Source organism: Isoptericola halotolerans (assembly GCF_013149785.1).
Taxonomy (GTDB): Bacteria; Actinomycetota; Actinomycetes; order Actinomycetales; family Cellulomonadaceae; genus Isoptericola; species Isoptericola halotolerans.
On the sequence record NZ_JABEZU010000003.1, the window covers coordinates 164974 to 178660 of the forward strand.

The window sequence follows — 13687 nt, forward strand, 5'->3', positions numbered from 1 at the left end:
GCCGTCAGGCCTCGAGGAGCGAGAGCACGTTGCCGGCCGGGTCGGCGAACCAGGCGATCGTGGGACCCTCGGCCGGGTCCGTGCTCCGGACGATCCCGTCGTCGTCGTGCGGGAAGCCGGGGTAGCGCAGCAGCTCCGCACCTCGCTCGGCGAGGTCGGCGGCCGCTGCGGCGACGTCGGGCACCTCCAGGTTGAGGACGGTGAACGATGCCGGCTCGTGCGCGTCGCCCTTGGGGTAGACGAACACCGCCGAACCGCCCGTCACGTCGAGCTCCAGCCCCATGGGGTTGCGGCGGACGGTGAGCCCGAGGACGTCCCGGTAGAAGTTCTCGGCGGCGTCGAGGTCGTCGACGGAGAATCCGCTGAACGCGCGGTGGACGGTGAGCATGGTGGTCTCCTTCGTGGCGGGGCCGGTCTCCGGCGTGCAAAGGGTGGACCGACGTCACCGGAAGAACTGAGCGGTGACACCTGCGTGTCCTGGCAGCACCCCGTCTCGTCGCACCCGGCCCTCGGTTGAACTCCGGTGCGAACATGTGTTCGAATGAGCCATGAGATGGGACGCGCAGTCGATCACCGCGGACGACGGGGCACTGCCCGGGCTCGACCGGACCGGCCTGGCCCGCGCAGGCCTGGTACGCACGGTGCGCACGCCGGAGTTCGCCGGGATCACGTTCCACGAGGTGCTGGCGAAGAGCGCGCTGTCCAAGGTGCCGGCCGCGTCCCGCATGCCGTTCGGCTGGACGGTCAACCCGTACCGGGGCTGCAGCCATGCCTGCCGCTACTGTTTCGCCCGTCCGACGCACGAGTACCTCGACCTGGACGCCGGCAAGGACTTCGACTCGGAGGTCGTGGTCAAGACGAACGTCGACGACGTGCTGCGCGCCGAGCTGGCGAGGCCGTCCTGGCGGCGCGAGGCCGTCGCCCTGGGGACCAACACCGACCCGTACCAGCGTGCCGAGGGACGCTACCGGTTGATGCCGGGCATCATCACCGCGCTCGCGGACTCGGGCACCCCGTTCTCGATCCTCACCAAGGGCACGCTGCTGCGACGCGACCTGCCCCTCATCGCCGAGGCCGCCGAACGCGTCGAGGTGGGCCTCGGGGTGTCCTTGGCGTTCGTCGACGAGAAGCTGCAGCAGCAGGTCGAACCGGGCACACCGACGCCCCGTGCGCGGCTCGACCTCGTCCGGGCGGTGCGCGACGCCGGTCTGCCCTGCGGTGTGATGGTGGCGCCCGTCCTGCCGTGGCTCACCGACTCCACCGACCACCTGAGACGACTGCTGGACGCCGTCGGTGAGGCCGGTGCGACAGGGGTCACGGTGGTCCCGCTGCACCTCAAGCCGGGCACGCGCGAGTGGTACCTCCAGTGGCTCCAGCAGGACCACCCGCACCTCGTGGCCGGGTACGACCGCGTCTTCGCGGGCGGGACCTACGCCCTGAAGGCCTACCGCGAGTGGTTGTGGGAGCGGGTGCGACCCCTGCTCGACGAGCACGGGTTCGGACGGTCCGGGCACAGGTCAGGGTCCGGCGCCACCGGCCGGCGTGGCGAGCTCCGTCCGCACGGCGAGGGCGACTACCCGGTCGGCTCCATGGTCGAGAGCTCCGCCGGAGGGGCCGTGGCGGGCATGCCGCGGCACGGTGGGGGTGTCGAGGTTGCCGGTGCCCAGACAGACCAGGCACTCTTCTGAGGCCGCTGGTACGTCTCGCATGGATCCGTCCCGGTGACCGTGGGCTCCCGGCGTGGGCCATGACCCGACCGCCCCGGACGTCCGGAGGGGTCACCGGACGAACGAGAACCACAGGACGAACAGGCAGAGGGCCAGCATCCCGGTCGCGTTGACGAAGAAGTTCCGCCCCAGGTCGCGGGCCCGGACATGGAAGGTCATGGCCACGACGAAGTAGGCCACCAGAGAGGCCGACGTGACGGCGCCGAGCACCGGGATCCCGAGGCCGGCGACCAACCCGAGTGCCGCCGCGGCCTTGACCCACGGGGTGACCCACCACCACCGCTCGGGGAAGTTCACGTCGCGGAAGCACTGCGCGATGAAGGGCACGGGCTTGATGCAGAGGACGGCGTCGACGGCCGTGACCAGAGCCAGCACCAGCACCGGCCAGGTCGGATCGGGGATCGACCGCATGACTCGAGGCTACGACACAGGACGACGGCCGTGAACCGGGTGGTGTCGAGGACGTCAGCCGTCGGCGCCCAACCGAGCCGGGAAGCCGCCGGTCGCGATCGGGCCCCACCGCTCGATGGTGATCCGCACCACCGACTTGCCCTGCGCGACCATCGCGGCGCGGTACTCGTCCCAGTCGGGGTGATCCTGGCCGGCCGCGGCGCGGTAGTACTCGACCAGCGGCTCGACCGACTCCGGCAGGTCGAGGACCTCGGCCGTGCCGTCCACCTGCACCCACGCGTCGCCGAAGTCCTCGCCCTGGGACATGAACGACGCCTGCGGTCGCCGGCGCAGGTTCGCCGCCTTCGCGCGTTCCGGGTAGGTCGAGACCACGACGCGTCCGGCCTCGTCGATCCCGTAGGTGACCGGGCTGAGCTGGGGGCGACCGTCGCCACGGGTCGTCACGAGCACCCCGTTGCGGCGTGACCGCAGGAACTCGACGAGCTCCTCGCGAGACACGGTCGTGCTGGTCGCGATCTGGCGGGCCATGGTGTTCTCCTCGCGGTGGCGGTGCGGTGCCCCAGTAGGATGGCACGGGCGTCGCGCGCGCCCCACGCCGGACGCCGTGAGGCTCCGGCGGACGCAACCATCTCGTTCGAAAGGACCCCTTCGTGCTCCGCACCCACACGGCCGGCTCACTGCGGGCCGAGCACATCGGCCAGACCGTCACCCTCACGGGCTGGGTCGATCGCCGCCGGGATCACGGGGGAGTGGCCTTCATCGACCTGCGCGACGCCTCCGGCATCGCGCAGGTCGTCATCCGTGACGAGGACACCGCGCACCCGCTGCGCTCGGAGTTCGTGCTGCAGGTCAGCGGCGAGGTCTCCCGCCGTCCCGACGGCAACGCCAACCCCAACCTCGCCACCGGGGAGGTCGAGGTCATCGCCACCGACGTCGTCGTGCTGAACACCTCCGAGGCGCTGCCCTTCCAGGTGTCCACGGCGCTCGCGGACACGGAGGTCATCGGCGAGGAGGCGCGCCTCAAGCACCGCTACCTCGACATGCGTCGGCCCGCGCAGGCGCACGCCCTGCGGCTTCGGGCCAAGGTCAGCTCGGCGGCCCGACGGGTGCTCGACGCCCGTGACTTCGTCGAGGTCGAGACCCCGACGCTGACTCGCTCGACGCCGGAGGGTGCTCGTGACTTCCTCGTCCCGGCCCGTCTGGCGCCCGGCTCGTGGTACGCCCTGCCGCAGTCGCCCCAGCTGTTCAAGCAGCTGCTCATGGTCGGCGGCCTGGAGCGCTACTACCAGATCGCTCGCTGCTACCGCGACGAGGACTTCCGGGCCGACCGTCAGCCCGAGTTCACCCAGCTCGACGTCGAGATGAGCTTCGTCGAGCAGGACGATGTCATCGCGCTCACCGAGGACCTGCTCGCCGAGATCTGGTCGCTCGTCGACGTCGAGGTGCCCCGCCCGATCGAGCGGATCACCTACGCCGACGCCATGCGCCTGTACGGCACCGACAAGCCCGACCTGCGCTTCGCCAACCCGCTGGTCGAGCTCACGGACTACTTCAAGGACACCCCGTTCCGGGTGTTTCAGAACGAGTACGTCGGTGCCGTCGTCATGCCTGGCGGTGCCTCGCAGCCGCGTCGCCAGTTCGACGCCTGGCAGGAGTGGGCCAAGCAGCGCGGCGCTCGCGGCCTCGCGTACGTGACGTTCGCCGCCGACGGCACGCTCGGTGGCCCGGTCGCCAAGAACCTGTCGGACGCCGAGCGCGACGGTCTCGCCGCCGCGACCGGGGCAGAGCCGGGCGACGCGGTGTTCTTCGCCGCGGGCAAGACGTCGGAGTCGCGGGCCCTGCTCGGCGCCGCGCGGGTGGAGATCGCCGAGCGGACCGGCATGATCGACGCCGACGCCTGGTCGTTCGTGTGGGTCGTCGACGCCCCCCTGTTCAAGTCTGCCGGCGAGGCCGCCGAGGAGGGTGACGTGGCCCTGGGCACGTCTGCCTGGACGGCCGTGCACCATGCCTTCACCTCGCCGCACCCGGAGTGGCTCGACCGTTTCGAGTCGGACCCGGGCAACGCGCTGGCGTACGCCTACGACATCGTCTGCAACGGCAACGAGATCGGTGGTGGCTCGATCCGTATCCACCGCCGCGACGTGCAGGAGCGAGTCTTCGACGTCATGGGCATCGGCCCGGACGAGGCGCAGGAGAAGTTCGGGTTCCTGCTCGACGCGTTCAAGTTCGGGGCTCCGCCGCACGGCGGCATCGCCTTCGGCTGGGACCGCATCGTGGCGCTGCTGACGGGCTCGCCGTCGATCCGCGACGTGATCGCCTTCCCGAAGTCGGGCGGCGGCTACGACCCGCTGACGCATGCTCCCGCGCCGATCTCGGCCGAGCAGCGCAAGGAGGCCGGTGTGGACACCGTGGCGGACGAGGACGCGGACCAGGCCTGAGCACCACGGCCGAACATGCCCTGGCGACCGCCGAACATGCCGTGGCGGCCCGTCAGTCGAAGCTGACGGGCCGCCACGGCATGTTCGACGCCGGGCGGGGCGTGTCGGTATCTCTCCGTAGGCTGGCCGCATGGATCTGTTCGACGCCGCGGTGACCGGCAAGCACGGCACGCCGGTGACCACGCGGTCCGGATCGGGCGCTCCCTTGGCCGTGCGCATGCGTCCGGCGACCCTCGACGAGGTCGCGGGTCAGGAGCACCTGCTGGTCCCCGGCTCGCCGCTGCGTCGGCTCGTCGGCCCGTCCGACGGGTCGGCGACCCGGGCCGCGCCCGGGTCGGTGATCCTCTGGGGTCCGCCCGGCGTGGGCAAGACGACGCTGGCCTACCTCGTCGCCACCGGCTCCGGTCGCCGCTTCGTGGAGCTCTCCGCCGTGACGGCGGGCGTCAAGGACGTCCGGCAGGTCATCGAGGACGCTCGCCGTCGTCTGGCCACGGGGGGCGAGGAGACGGTCCTCTTCATCGACGAGGTCCACCGGTTCTCCAAGGCGCAGCAGGACGCGCTGCTGCCCAGCGTCGAGAACCGCTGGGTCACCCTCGTGGCGGCGACCACGGAGAACCCGTCGTTCTCCGTCAACTCCCCGTTGCTGAGCCGCTCGCTGCTGCTCACGCTGAAGCCGCTCACGTCCGAGGACGTCCGGGCCCTGGTGCGACGTGCCGTCGCCGACGAGCGGGGGCTCGCAGGAGCGGTCGTGCTCGGGGACGACGCCGAGGACCAGCTCGTGCGCATTGCCGGTGGGGACGCCCGCAAGGCGTTGACCGTCCTGGAAGCGGCAGCAGGGGCGGTGCTGAGCGACGCACGGGACGGCGGGGAAGCGGGGGCTGCGGGCCCGGGCGCGCTGGTGACGGTCGACCTGGAGGCCGTCGAGCGTGCCGTCGACGTCGCCGCGGTGCGGTACGACCGGGACGGTGACCAGCACTACGACGTGATCTCCGCGTTCATCAAGTCGATCCGTGGGTCGGACGTGGACGCCGCCCTGCACTACCTGGCCCGGATGATCGCCGCGGGCGAGGACCCGCGGTTCATCGCTCGACGTCTGGTGATCTCCGCGGCGGAGGACGTCGGCATGGCCGATCCCTCCGCCCTGCAGACCGCCGTGGCCGCGGCGCAGGCGGTCCAGCTCATCGGCATGCCCGAGGGTCGGATCGTGCTGGCCGAGGCCGTGGTCCACCTGGCGACGGCACCGAAGTCGAACCGTGCGTACGCCGGGATCGGCGCCGCGCTCGAGGACGTGCGGTCCGGTCGTGCCGGCGTCGTGCCCGCCCACCTGCGCGACGCGCACTACGCAGGTGCCGAGAAGGTGGGACACGGCAAGGGCTACGTCTACTCCCACGACCAGCCGCACGGCGTGGCGGCCCAGCAGTACCTCCCGGACGAGCTCGTCGGGCGCCGCTACTACGAGCCGACGGACCGTGGGTACGAGCGGCAGGTCGCCGAACGGCTGGAGCGCGTCCGCGCTCTGCTCGCCGGGTCGGGCCCGGCCTGAGCACCGTGGTCCGCGACCCCCTGGCAGTGTCCTGACGGAATCCTGAGGCAGCCTTGCCACGGTCCGGAGCAACTCTCGCGCCGAGCGTCCCACGATCGGACCATGAGCCTCCGCACGAGTGCATCCCGCAGCCGATGACCACCGCCGGCACCGACCTGGCGCGAGCCTGGGCGTCGCTCGAGGAGGAGCTCGACGGCGACCGCGAGGCCGTGGAACGGTTCGTGCTCGCCTGGAGCGAGCATCTGGAGGAACGCCTGACGGCGGTCGGCTACGCGCTGGCGGCGGGCGACGAGCCCGCTGCCCGGACGACGCTGTCGACCCTCCGCCAGTCCTCGCGAGCGGTGGGAGCGCACCATCTGGCCGCCCTTGCCGGGCGCGCTCTGCGATCGCTGGACTCCGGTGCCCAGGCTGCCGCGAGCGTGCTGCTGCCGGCACGCTCCGTCGCCGACGACACGCTGCGCGTGGTGGCCACGCAGCTCCTGGCGTGGCATGCGCGAACGGCACGAGCGCAGATGCGTTAAGATGGTCCGGTTGCCCTCGAGGCGACCGCCTGGGACCTCGGCCCCGCGAGCATCTCGCTCCGTCGGCTGGTCCCGCACCCGACACCCTCGGCCCTCGTGGCCGGTGTGCCTCGGGTGTGACCTCACCATCCCACGACAGGACAGGAAGCAACCGTGACTGCTGTCACCAAGTCGCGCCGCCAGGTGCGCCTCAGCCGTAAGCTCGGCATCCCGCTGACGCCCAAGGCCGTCAAGCACTTCGAGAAGCGCCCTTACCCCCCGGGTGAGCACGGCCGCGCCCGTCGTCGCACCGAGTCGGACTACGCGGTGCGTCTGCGCGAGAAGCAGCGTCTGCGCGCCCAGTACGCGCTGCGCGAGAAGCAGCTCCTCAAGGTCTACGAGGACGCCCGCAAGCACCCCGGCCTGACCGGTGAGGTCATGGTCGAGGACCTCGAGACCCGCCTGGACGCGCTCGTGCTGCGCAGCGGCTTCGCCCGCACGATCCTGCAGGCTCGCCAGGCGGTCACGCACCGTCACATCCTCGTCGACGGCAAGATCGTGGACCGCCCCTCCTTCCGCGTGAAGCCGGGTCAGACGCTCCAGGTCAAGCCCAAGTCGCAGACCACGACGCCGTTCCAGGTCGCCGCCGCCGGCGCCCACCGTGACGTCCTGCCGGAGCTCCCGGGCTACCTGGACGTCAGCCTGGAGAAGCTGTCGGCCACCCTCACGCGCGCCCCGAAGCGCGCCGAGGTCCCTGTCACCTGCGAGGTCCAGCTGGTCGTCGAGTACTACGCCCGCTGACCCTGCTGCACGACGGCACACCGGACGCCCCGCCCCTCTCAGGGAGCGGGGCGTCCGGCGTATAGGGTGGCCGAGCACCCGATCGAGGAGATGACAGATGTCCGTTGGGGACGTGGCGGGCCTGGTCGCCGCCTTCGCGTTCGTGCTGCTCGTCGGCTTTCTCGCCGTGCCGCTGGTCAAGCTCGGCAGGGCTTTCGACGAGACGACCCGGTCCATCCGTGAGCTGACCGAGCACTCCGTGCCGATCCTGGACGAGGCGGCCACCACCGTGGCCTCCACGAACGACCAGCTCGTCAAGGTCGACACGATCACCACGTCCGCTGCCCAGGTCAGCGAGAACGTCTCGGCACTCACCGGTCTCTACGCCTCCACGCTGGGTCGTCCCCTGGTCAAGGTCGCGGCGTTCTCCTACGGGGTGCGCCAGGCGTTCGGTGCGTCCTGGCGCAAGCAGGCCGCCGACGACGGCGGTGACCCCCGGTGATCCGCCGCCTGTTCTGGGTGGGTGTCGGCGTGACGATCACCGTGGTGGTGATCCGCCAGGGTCGGCGTGTCGTGGCCCGCTACACCCCCGAGGCCGTCACTGAGCGCGCTTCCGAGCTGGGGCGCACGGCATCACGCCGCACCGGCACGTTCCTGTCCTCGTTCCGTGGCGAGTTCACGGCGGCACGGGACGCGCGAGAGGCCGAGCTGGTGGCCGCGCTGCTGGCGGAGGGCCAGCCGCACCCCGACGAGGTGCGTGCCGCCCGCGCGGACCGTGGCCGCCACGCCGCCCGCGGCGCCTCGTCGTCGGCCGCCGCCGCCGCGACCGCTGACCCCGAGGCCCGGATCCGGGCCGACGAGGACGAGCTCGGGTACTCGTTCTGAACCGGACCTGCCTCGGGGGATAATCCTGGGCAGGTCTGCCCGACCGCCGTCGGGCACCATCGATCACGTCACGAAGGACACCATGCGTACCGCCGAGATCCGTCAGCGTTGGCTCGACTACTTCGAGTCCAAGGGGCACACGATCGTGCCGAGCGTCCCCCTGGTCTCGCCGGACCCCACGATCCTGTTCACGATCGCGGGCATGGTGCCCTTCATCCCGTACATCCTCGGTACCGAGAAGGCGCCGTGGCCCCGTGCCGCCAGCGTGCAGAAGTGCATCCGCACGAACGACATCGAGAACGTGGGCCGCACGACGCGGCACGGCACGTTCTTCCAGATGAACGGCAACTTCTCCTTCGGCGACTACTTCAAGCGCGAGGCCGTCGACTTCGCCTGGGACCTGCTCACCTCCGACCAGGCGGCCGGCGGCTACGGTCTCGACGGGGACCGCCTGTGGGTGACGATCTGGGAGAAGGACGACGAGGCCTACGACGCGCTGACCCAGGGCGTCGGGCTCGACCCGAAGCACATCGTGCGGCTGCCGCGCGAGGAGAACTTCTGGGACACCGGGCAGCCCGGCCCGGCGGGCCCCTGCGCCGAGTGGCACTACGACCGCGGCCCGGCCTACGGGCCGGAGGCCGAGGGCGGCACGGTGGACCCGGGCGGGGACCGGTACCTCGAGATCTGGAACCTCGTGTTCGACCAGTTCGTCCGTGGTGAGGGGCAGGGCAAGGACTACCCGCTGCTGGGCGAGCTCGAGCACAAGAGCATCGACACCGGTGCCGGCCTGGAGCGGATCGCGTACCTGCTGCAGGGCAAGGAGAACCTCTACGAGATCGACGAGGTCTACCCCGTCATCGCGACGGTGGAGGAGATGTCCGGCAAGCGGTACGGCGCGGACGGTGAGGACGACGTGCGCATGCGCGTCGTGGCCGACCACGTCCGCTCGGCGCTCATGGTCATCGGCGACGGCGTCAGCCCGTCGAACGAGGGCCGGGGCTACGTGCTGCGCCGACTCATCCGGCGTGCCGTGCGCTCGGTGCGGCTGCTCGGCGTCGAGGACGAGGCGCTGCCCGCGCTGCTGCCCGTGTCCAAGGACGCGATGAAGGCCTCGTACCCGGAGCTCGAGGCCGACTTCGGCCGGATCAGCCAGGTCGCCTACGGCGAGGAGGACGCCTTCCGTCGCACCCTGACCTCGGGCACCACGATCCTGGACACCGCGGTCTCGCGCGCGAAGAAGACGTCCGACGGCGGGCCGGCGGTCCTCGGCGGTGACGAGGCGTTCCGCCTGCACGACACCTACGGCTTCCCGATCGACCTGACGCTCGAGATGGCTGCCGAGCAGGGCGTCCAGGTCGACGAGAAGGCGTTCCGGTCCCTCATGGCCGAGCAGAAGCAGCGGGCCCGTGCGGACGCGCTGGCGAAGAAGACGGGTCACGCCGACCTGCGTGCCTACGAGTCGCTCCAGAAGGCGCTCACGTCCCCGGTGGAGTTCCTGGGGTACACCGACCGGCAGGCCGCGGTGCAGGTCGAGGGCCTGCTGGTGGACGGTGTCCCGCAGCCCACGGCCACGGCCCCGGCCGACGTGGAGGTCGTGCTCGACCGCACGCCGTTCTACGCCGAGGCCGGCGGTCAGCTCGCCGACCAGGGCACGATCGCGCTCGACAGCGGTGCCATCGTCGAGGTGGACGACGTCCAGCGCCCGGTCGCCGGGCTGTCCGTGCACCGGGGGCGGCTCGTCGAGGGCACCGTGACTCTGGGGGACCCGGGCACGGCGACGATCGACACGGGGCGGCGCGTGGCGATCAGCCGCGCCCACTCGGCCACGCACATGATCCACAAGGCGCTGCACGAGCTGGTCGGCCCGGACCGCACGCAGGCCGGTTCGGAGAACGCCCCGAGCAGGATCCGCTTCGACTTCCGGTCCCCGGCCGCCGTGCCGGCGTCGGCCCTGAGCGAGATCGAGGAGCGGGTCAACACCCGCCTCACCGAGAACCTCGAGGTGACGGACGCCACGATGTCGCTGTCCGCCGCCCGCGAGCTCGGTGCGATGGCGCTGTTCGGCGAGAAGTACGGCGACAACGTCCGGGTGGTCTCGATCGGCGGTGACTGGTCGCGTGAGCTGTGCGGTGGCACGCACGTCCGGGCGACCGGCGAGCTCGGCCGGGTGGCGCTGCTGGGCGAGTCGTCGATCGGTTCCGGCGTGCGCCGGGTCGACGCCCTGGTGGGTGACGGTGCGTACGGGTTCCACGCCACGGAGCACGCCCTGGTCGGCCAGCTGACGGGCCTGCTGAACGCGCGTCCGGACGAGCTGACGGAGCGTGTCGGATCCCTGATGACGCGCCTGAAGGAGACGGAGAAGGAGCTGGCTTCCCTGCGGCAGGGGCAGCTCCTGGCCGCGGCCGGGACGCTCGCGGCCGACGCGCCGCGTGTGGGCGACGTCCGCGTCGTCGCGCACGACGCCGGGACGGTCGGTGGGGCGGACGACCTGCGGGCGCTCGCCCTGGACGTGCGCGGCCGGCTGGGCGACTCTGCTCCCGCCGTCGTGGCGGTGGCGGGGGTGGCGAACGACCGCCCGCTCGTGGTGGTCGCCACCAACGCCGGGGCCCGCGACGCCGGCCTGCGCGCCGGTGACTTCGTCAAGGCCGCGGCGAAGACGCTGGGTGGCGGCGGTGGCGGCAAGCCGGATCTCGCGCAGGGTGGCGGCCAGGACGCGTCCGCGGTCCCCGCAGCCCTCGAGGGCGTGCGGGCGGCGGTCGGCGAGGTCGCCGGTGCCTGACCTGCCGCGGGGGGCCCGGCTCGGCGTGGACGTCGGCAAGGCGCGGATCGGGCTGGCCGGGTCGGACCCGGACGGCCTGGTCGCCACGCCGGTCGAGACGGTGGCCCGCGTATCGGCCGTGCCGACGACGGCGGAGGGCGACCCGGCCGTCACCGCCGACGTCGCGCGCATCGCGGCTGAGGTGGTCGAGAGGTTCGCGGCGGTGGTCTACGTCGGCCTGCCGCGCCACCTGTCGGGCCACGAGGGGGCGGCGACGGCGGACGCCCGGGGGTTCGCGACCCGCCTCGCCCGCGAGATCGCGCCTGTCCCGGTGCATCTGGTGGATGAGAGAATGACGACGGTGGCGGCTCACGCGCAGCTGCGCGCGGCCGGTAGGAAAACCTCCCAGCATAGACCCGTGATTGATCAGGCAGCAGCCGTTATCATTCTGCAACACGCACTCGACGTGGAGCGTGCGACGGCCGGTCGTGCCGGCGAGCACGTCGAGCCGTGACGGCCTGATGACCACTGGACGACCGACCCGAAGGATGATCTCGGCGTGACGGACCTCTTCGAGCCATCGACGGCGGAACGCCCTGCGCCTCTTCCGTCGCGGGGCCGCTCCGCGGCGAGCAAGCGCGCGGCACGCAAGCGTCGACGTCGGCGGCAGCAGCGCACGGCGATCGTGCTCGTGCTCGTGCTGGGCCTGCTCGGTGGCGGCGCCTACGTCTTCTGGGACCGGATGAGCAGCGCGCTGGGTGGCCTCGACCTGTCGTTCGGGTTCAACAGCGCCTCCGAGGACTACTCCGGTCCGGGCGTGGACCCCGTGCAGGTGGTGATCCCCGCCGGTGCCACGGGCACGATGATGGGCACCGTGCTCGCCGAGGCCGACGTCGTGGCGAGCGTGGGAGCGTTCACCCAGGCGTTCGAGAGCTCGCCGGCGGCCGCGAGCATCCAGCCGGGCACGTACGAGCTCTACACGCAGATGAGCGCTGCGGAGGCGATCGAGTCCCTCCTGACGAACGAGAAGATCGAGACGAGGGTCACGATCCCCGAGGGGTACGTCGTCGAGCAGGTCATCGACCGGATCGCCTCCGTGACCGAGTTCTCGCGCGAGGACGTCGAGGAGGCCCTCGCTGACCCCGAGTCCATCGGCCTGCCCAAGTCCGCCGGTGGCAACGCCGAGGGCTGGTTGTTCCCCAAGACCTACTCCGTGCAGCCGGACGACACGGTCGTCGACCTGCTGTCCACGATGGTCGGTCAGACCAAGGCCGAGCTGAACGCTGCCGGGGTGGACAACGCCGACCGGCAGGACGTGCTCATCAAGGCCTCGCTGGTCGAGCGCGAGGCCAAGCACGACGAGGACCGCCCAAAGATGGCGCGGGCGATCGAGAACCGGTTGGCGACCGACATGGCTCTGCAGATCGATGCCACGACGGCCTACGGCATCGAGAAGTCCGGCACCGAGCTGACGCACGCGGACAACAACGATGCGAGCAACGAGTACTCGACCTATGCACACGCGGGTCTCCCGCCGGGCCCGATCGCGAACCCGGGTGCGGCCTCCATCGAGGCCGTGGTGAACCCCGCAGACGGGCCCTGGAAGTTCTGGTGCACCGTGAACCTCGACACGGGGGAGACCAAGTTCGAGGAGTCGCACGAAGCGCACCTCGTCAACCAGGCGGAGCTGCGGGCCTGGCAGAGGGAGAACGGCCACCGATGACCGCGACACGGCGCGCCGCCGTCCTCGGCCACCCTGTCGGCCACTCGCTGTCACCGGTGCTGCACACGGCGGCCTACGACGCGCTGGGCCTGGACGGCTGGGAGTACACGGCTGTCGACACCACGGTCGAGCAGCTCCCGGGTCTCGTCCGGGGACTCGACCTGGGCTGGGCCGGGCTGAGCGTGACGATGCCGCTCAAGCATGCCGTGATGGAGCTGGTCGACCACGTCGACCCGCTGGCACAGGCCGTCGGAGCGGTGAACACCGTCCTGGTGGCCCCCGCGCAGTGCGGGGTGACACTGACCGGCACCAACACCGACGTCTACGGTCTCGTCGAGGCGATCCGCGAAGGACTGGCGGAGCGTCACGGCACTCGGCGGGCACCGGTGCAGGACGCCGTCGTCCTGGGCGGGGGAGCGACCGCGGCCTCCGCCCTCGCGGCGCTCGGCGAGCTCGGCCGCACAAGCCCGCTGGTGCTCGTGCGCAGCCTCGCGCGGACCACCGGGCTGCAGGAAGCCGCCGCGCGCATGGGCGTCACGCCCCGCTTCGAGGTGCTCGAGCCCGCCGCGGCCTCGCGGGTCCTCGCTCGCGCGGACGCCGTGGTGTCGACGATGCCCGCCCACGCCGCCGACCCGGTGGCCCACGCCCTGCAGCAGCAGGGTGACCGGCCGGGCGGCGTGCTGCTCGACGTGGTCTACGACCCGCGACCCACCGCGCTGTCCCGGGCGTGGGCGACGAACGGCGGGACCGTCGTCGGCGGTGAGCGCATGCTCCTGCACCAGGCCGTCGAGCAGGTCCGGCTCATGACCGGCCGCCCCGGCCCGGTAGCGGCGATGGACGCCGCCCTGCAGGGCGTCCTGGCCGCCGAGGTCGTCTGACCGCGACCGGGGGCCCGCCGCGACGTCCGGCATCCGATCGGGCG

General features: G+C 71.8%; 14 protein-coding genes. 11 read left to right on the forward strand and 3 right to left on the reverse strand.

Features of this window, described 5'->3' with window-relative positions; translation table 11 throughout:
* Positions 1-4 precede the first annotated feature (4 nt).
* On the reverse strand, positions 5-388 hold the full coding sequence (locus tag HDG69_RS12725) for a VOC family protein (RefSeq protein WP_171784198.1): 384 nt from the start codon (positions 386-388) through the stop codon (positions 5-7).
* A gap of 160 nt (positions 389-548) precedes the next feature.
* On the opposite strand from HDG69_RS12725, the gene HDG69_RS12730 reads away from it, so the two are divergent.
* A complete protein-coding gene (locus HDG69_RS12730) occupies positions 549-1688 on the forward strand; it encodes an Rv2578c family radical SAM protein (protein ID WP_171784199.1) in 1140 nt (379 codons plus the stop codon).
* Positions 1689-1778: 90 nt separating this feature from the next.
* Here HDG69_RS12730 and HDG69_RS12735 read toward each other — a convergent pair whose 3' ends face one another.
* Together HDG69_RS12735 and HDG69_RS12740 are read right to left on the reverse strand one after the other, a co-directional pair.
* On the reverse strand, positions 1779-2138 hold the full coding sequence (locus HDG69_RS12735; protein WP_171784200.1) for a DoxX family protein: 360 nt from the start codon (positions 2136-2138) through the stop codon (positions 1779-1781).
* 54 nt (positions 2139-2192) lie between these two features.
* Positions 2193-2666 (reverse strand): PPOX class F420-dependent oxidoreductase, encoded by a 474-nt coding sequence (locus HDG69_RS12740; RefSeq protein ID WP_171784201.1) that lies wholly within the window; start codon positions 2664-2666, stop codon positions 2193-2195.
* 122 nt (positions 2667-2788) lie between these two features.
* Between HDG69_RS12740 and aspS the strand changes: the two genes are divergently transcribed.
* From aspS to HDG69_RS12790, 10 genes are all read left to right on the forward strand, one after another.
* A complete protein-coding gene (gene aspS, locus HDG69_RS12745) occupies positions 2789-4576 on the forward strand; it encodes an aspartate--tRNA ligase (protein ID WP_171784202.1) in 1788 nt (595 codons plus the stop codon).
* A gap of 130 nt (positions 4577-4706) precedes the next feature.
* Positions 4707-6119, forward strand: coding sequence for a replication-associated recombination protein A (locus HDG69_RS12750; RefSeq protein WP_171784203.1), 1413 nt, complete (start codon positions 4707-4709; stop codon positions 6117-6119).
* Between the two features lie 134 nt (positions 6120-6253).
* Positions 6254-6640 carry a hypothetical protein gene (locus HDG69_RS12755; RefSeq protein ID WP_171784204.1) on the forward strand — a complete coding sequence of 129 codons (387 nt, stop codon included), beginning with the start codon at positions 6254-6256 and terminating at the stop codon, positions 6638-6640.
* A 153-nt stretch (positions 6641-6793) separates the two neighbouring features.
* Positions 6794-7420 carry a 30S ribosomal protein S4 gene (rpsD, locus tag HDG69_RS12760; RefSeq protein WP_171784205.1) on the forward strand — a complete coding sequence of 209 codons (627 nt, stop codon included), beginning with the start codon at positions 6794-6796 and terminating at the stop codon, positions 7418-7420.
* Between the two features lie 97 nt (positions 7421-7517).
* Entirely contained in the window at positions 7518-7901 is a 384-nt protein-coding gene (locus HDG69_RS12765; RefSeq protein WP_171784206.1) for a DUF948 domain-containing protein, read from the forward strand.
* Positions 7898-8284, forward strand: a complete 387-nt coding sequence (locus HDG69_RS12770) for a hypothetical protein (RefSeq protein ID WP_343036428.1) — start codon at positions 7898-7900, stop codon at positions 8282-8284. Before HDG69_RS12765 ends, HDG69_RS12770 begins: the two co-directional genes overlap by 4 nt.
* Before the next feature lie 82 nt (positions 8285-8366).
* A complete protein-coding gene (gene alaS, locus HDG69_RS12775) occupies positions 8367-11063 on the forward strand; it encodes an alanine--tRNA ligase (protein WP_171784207.1) in 2697 nt (898 codons plus the stop codon).
* Positions 11056-11556, forward strand: a complete 501-nt coding sequence (gene ruvX / locus HDG69_RS12780; RefSeq protein ID WP_171784208.1) for a Holliday junction resolvase RuvX — start codon at positions 11056-11058, stop codon at positions 11554-11556. Before alaS ends, ruvX begins: the two co-directional genes overlap by 8 nt.
* Before the next feature lie 45 nt (positions 11557-11601).
* Entirely contained in the window at positions 11602-12765 is a 1164-nt protein-coding gene (gene mltG / locus HDG69_RS12785; RefSeq protein ID WP_171784209.1) for an endolytic transglycosylase MltG, read from the forward strand.
* Positions 12762-13643 carry a shikimate dehydrogenase gene (locus tag HDG69_RS12790; protein ID WP_171784210.1) on the forward strand — a complete coding sequence of 294 codons (882 nt, stop codon included), beginning with the start codon at positions 12762-12764 and terminating at the stop codon, positions 13641-13643. Before mltG ends, HDG69_RS12790 begins: the two co-directional genes overlap by 4 nt.
* The last annotated feature ends 44 nt before the right edge of the window (positions 13644-13687 follow it).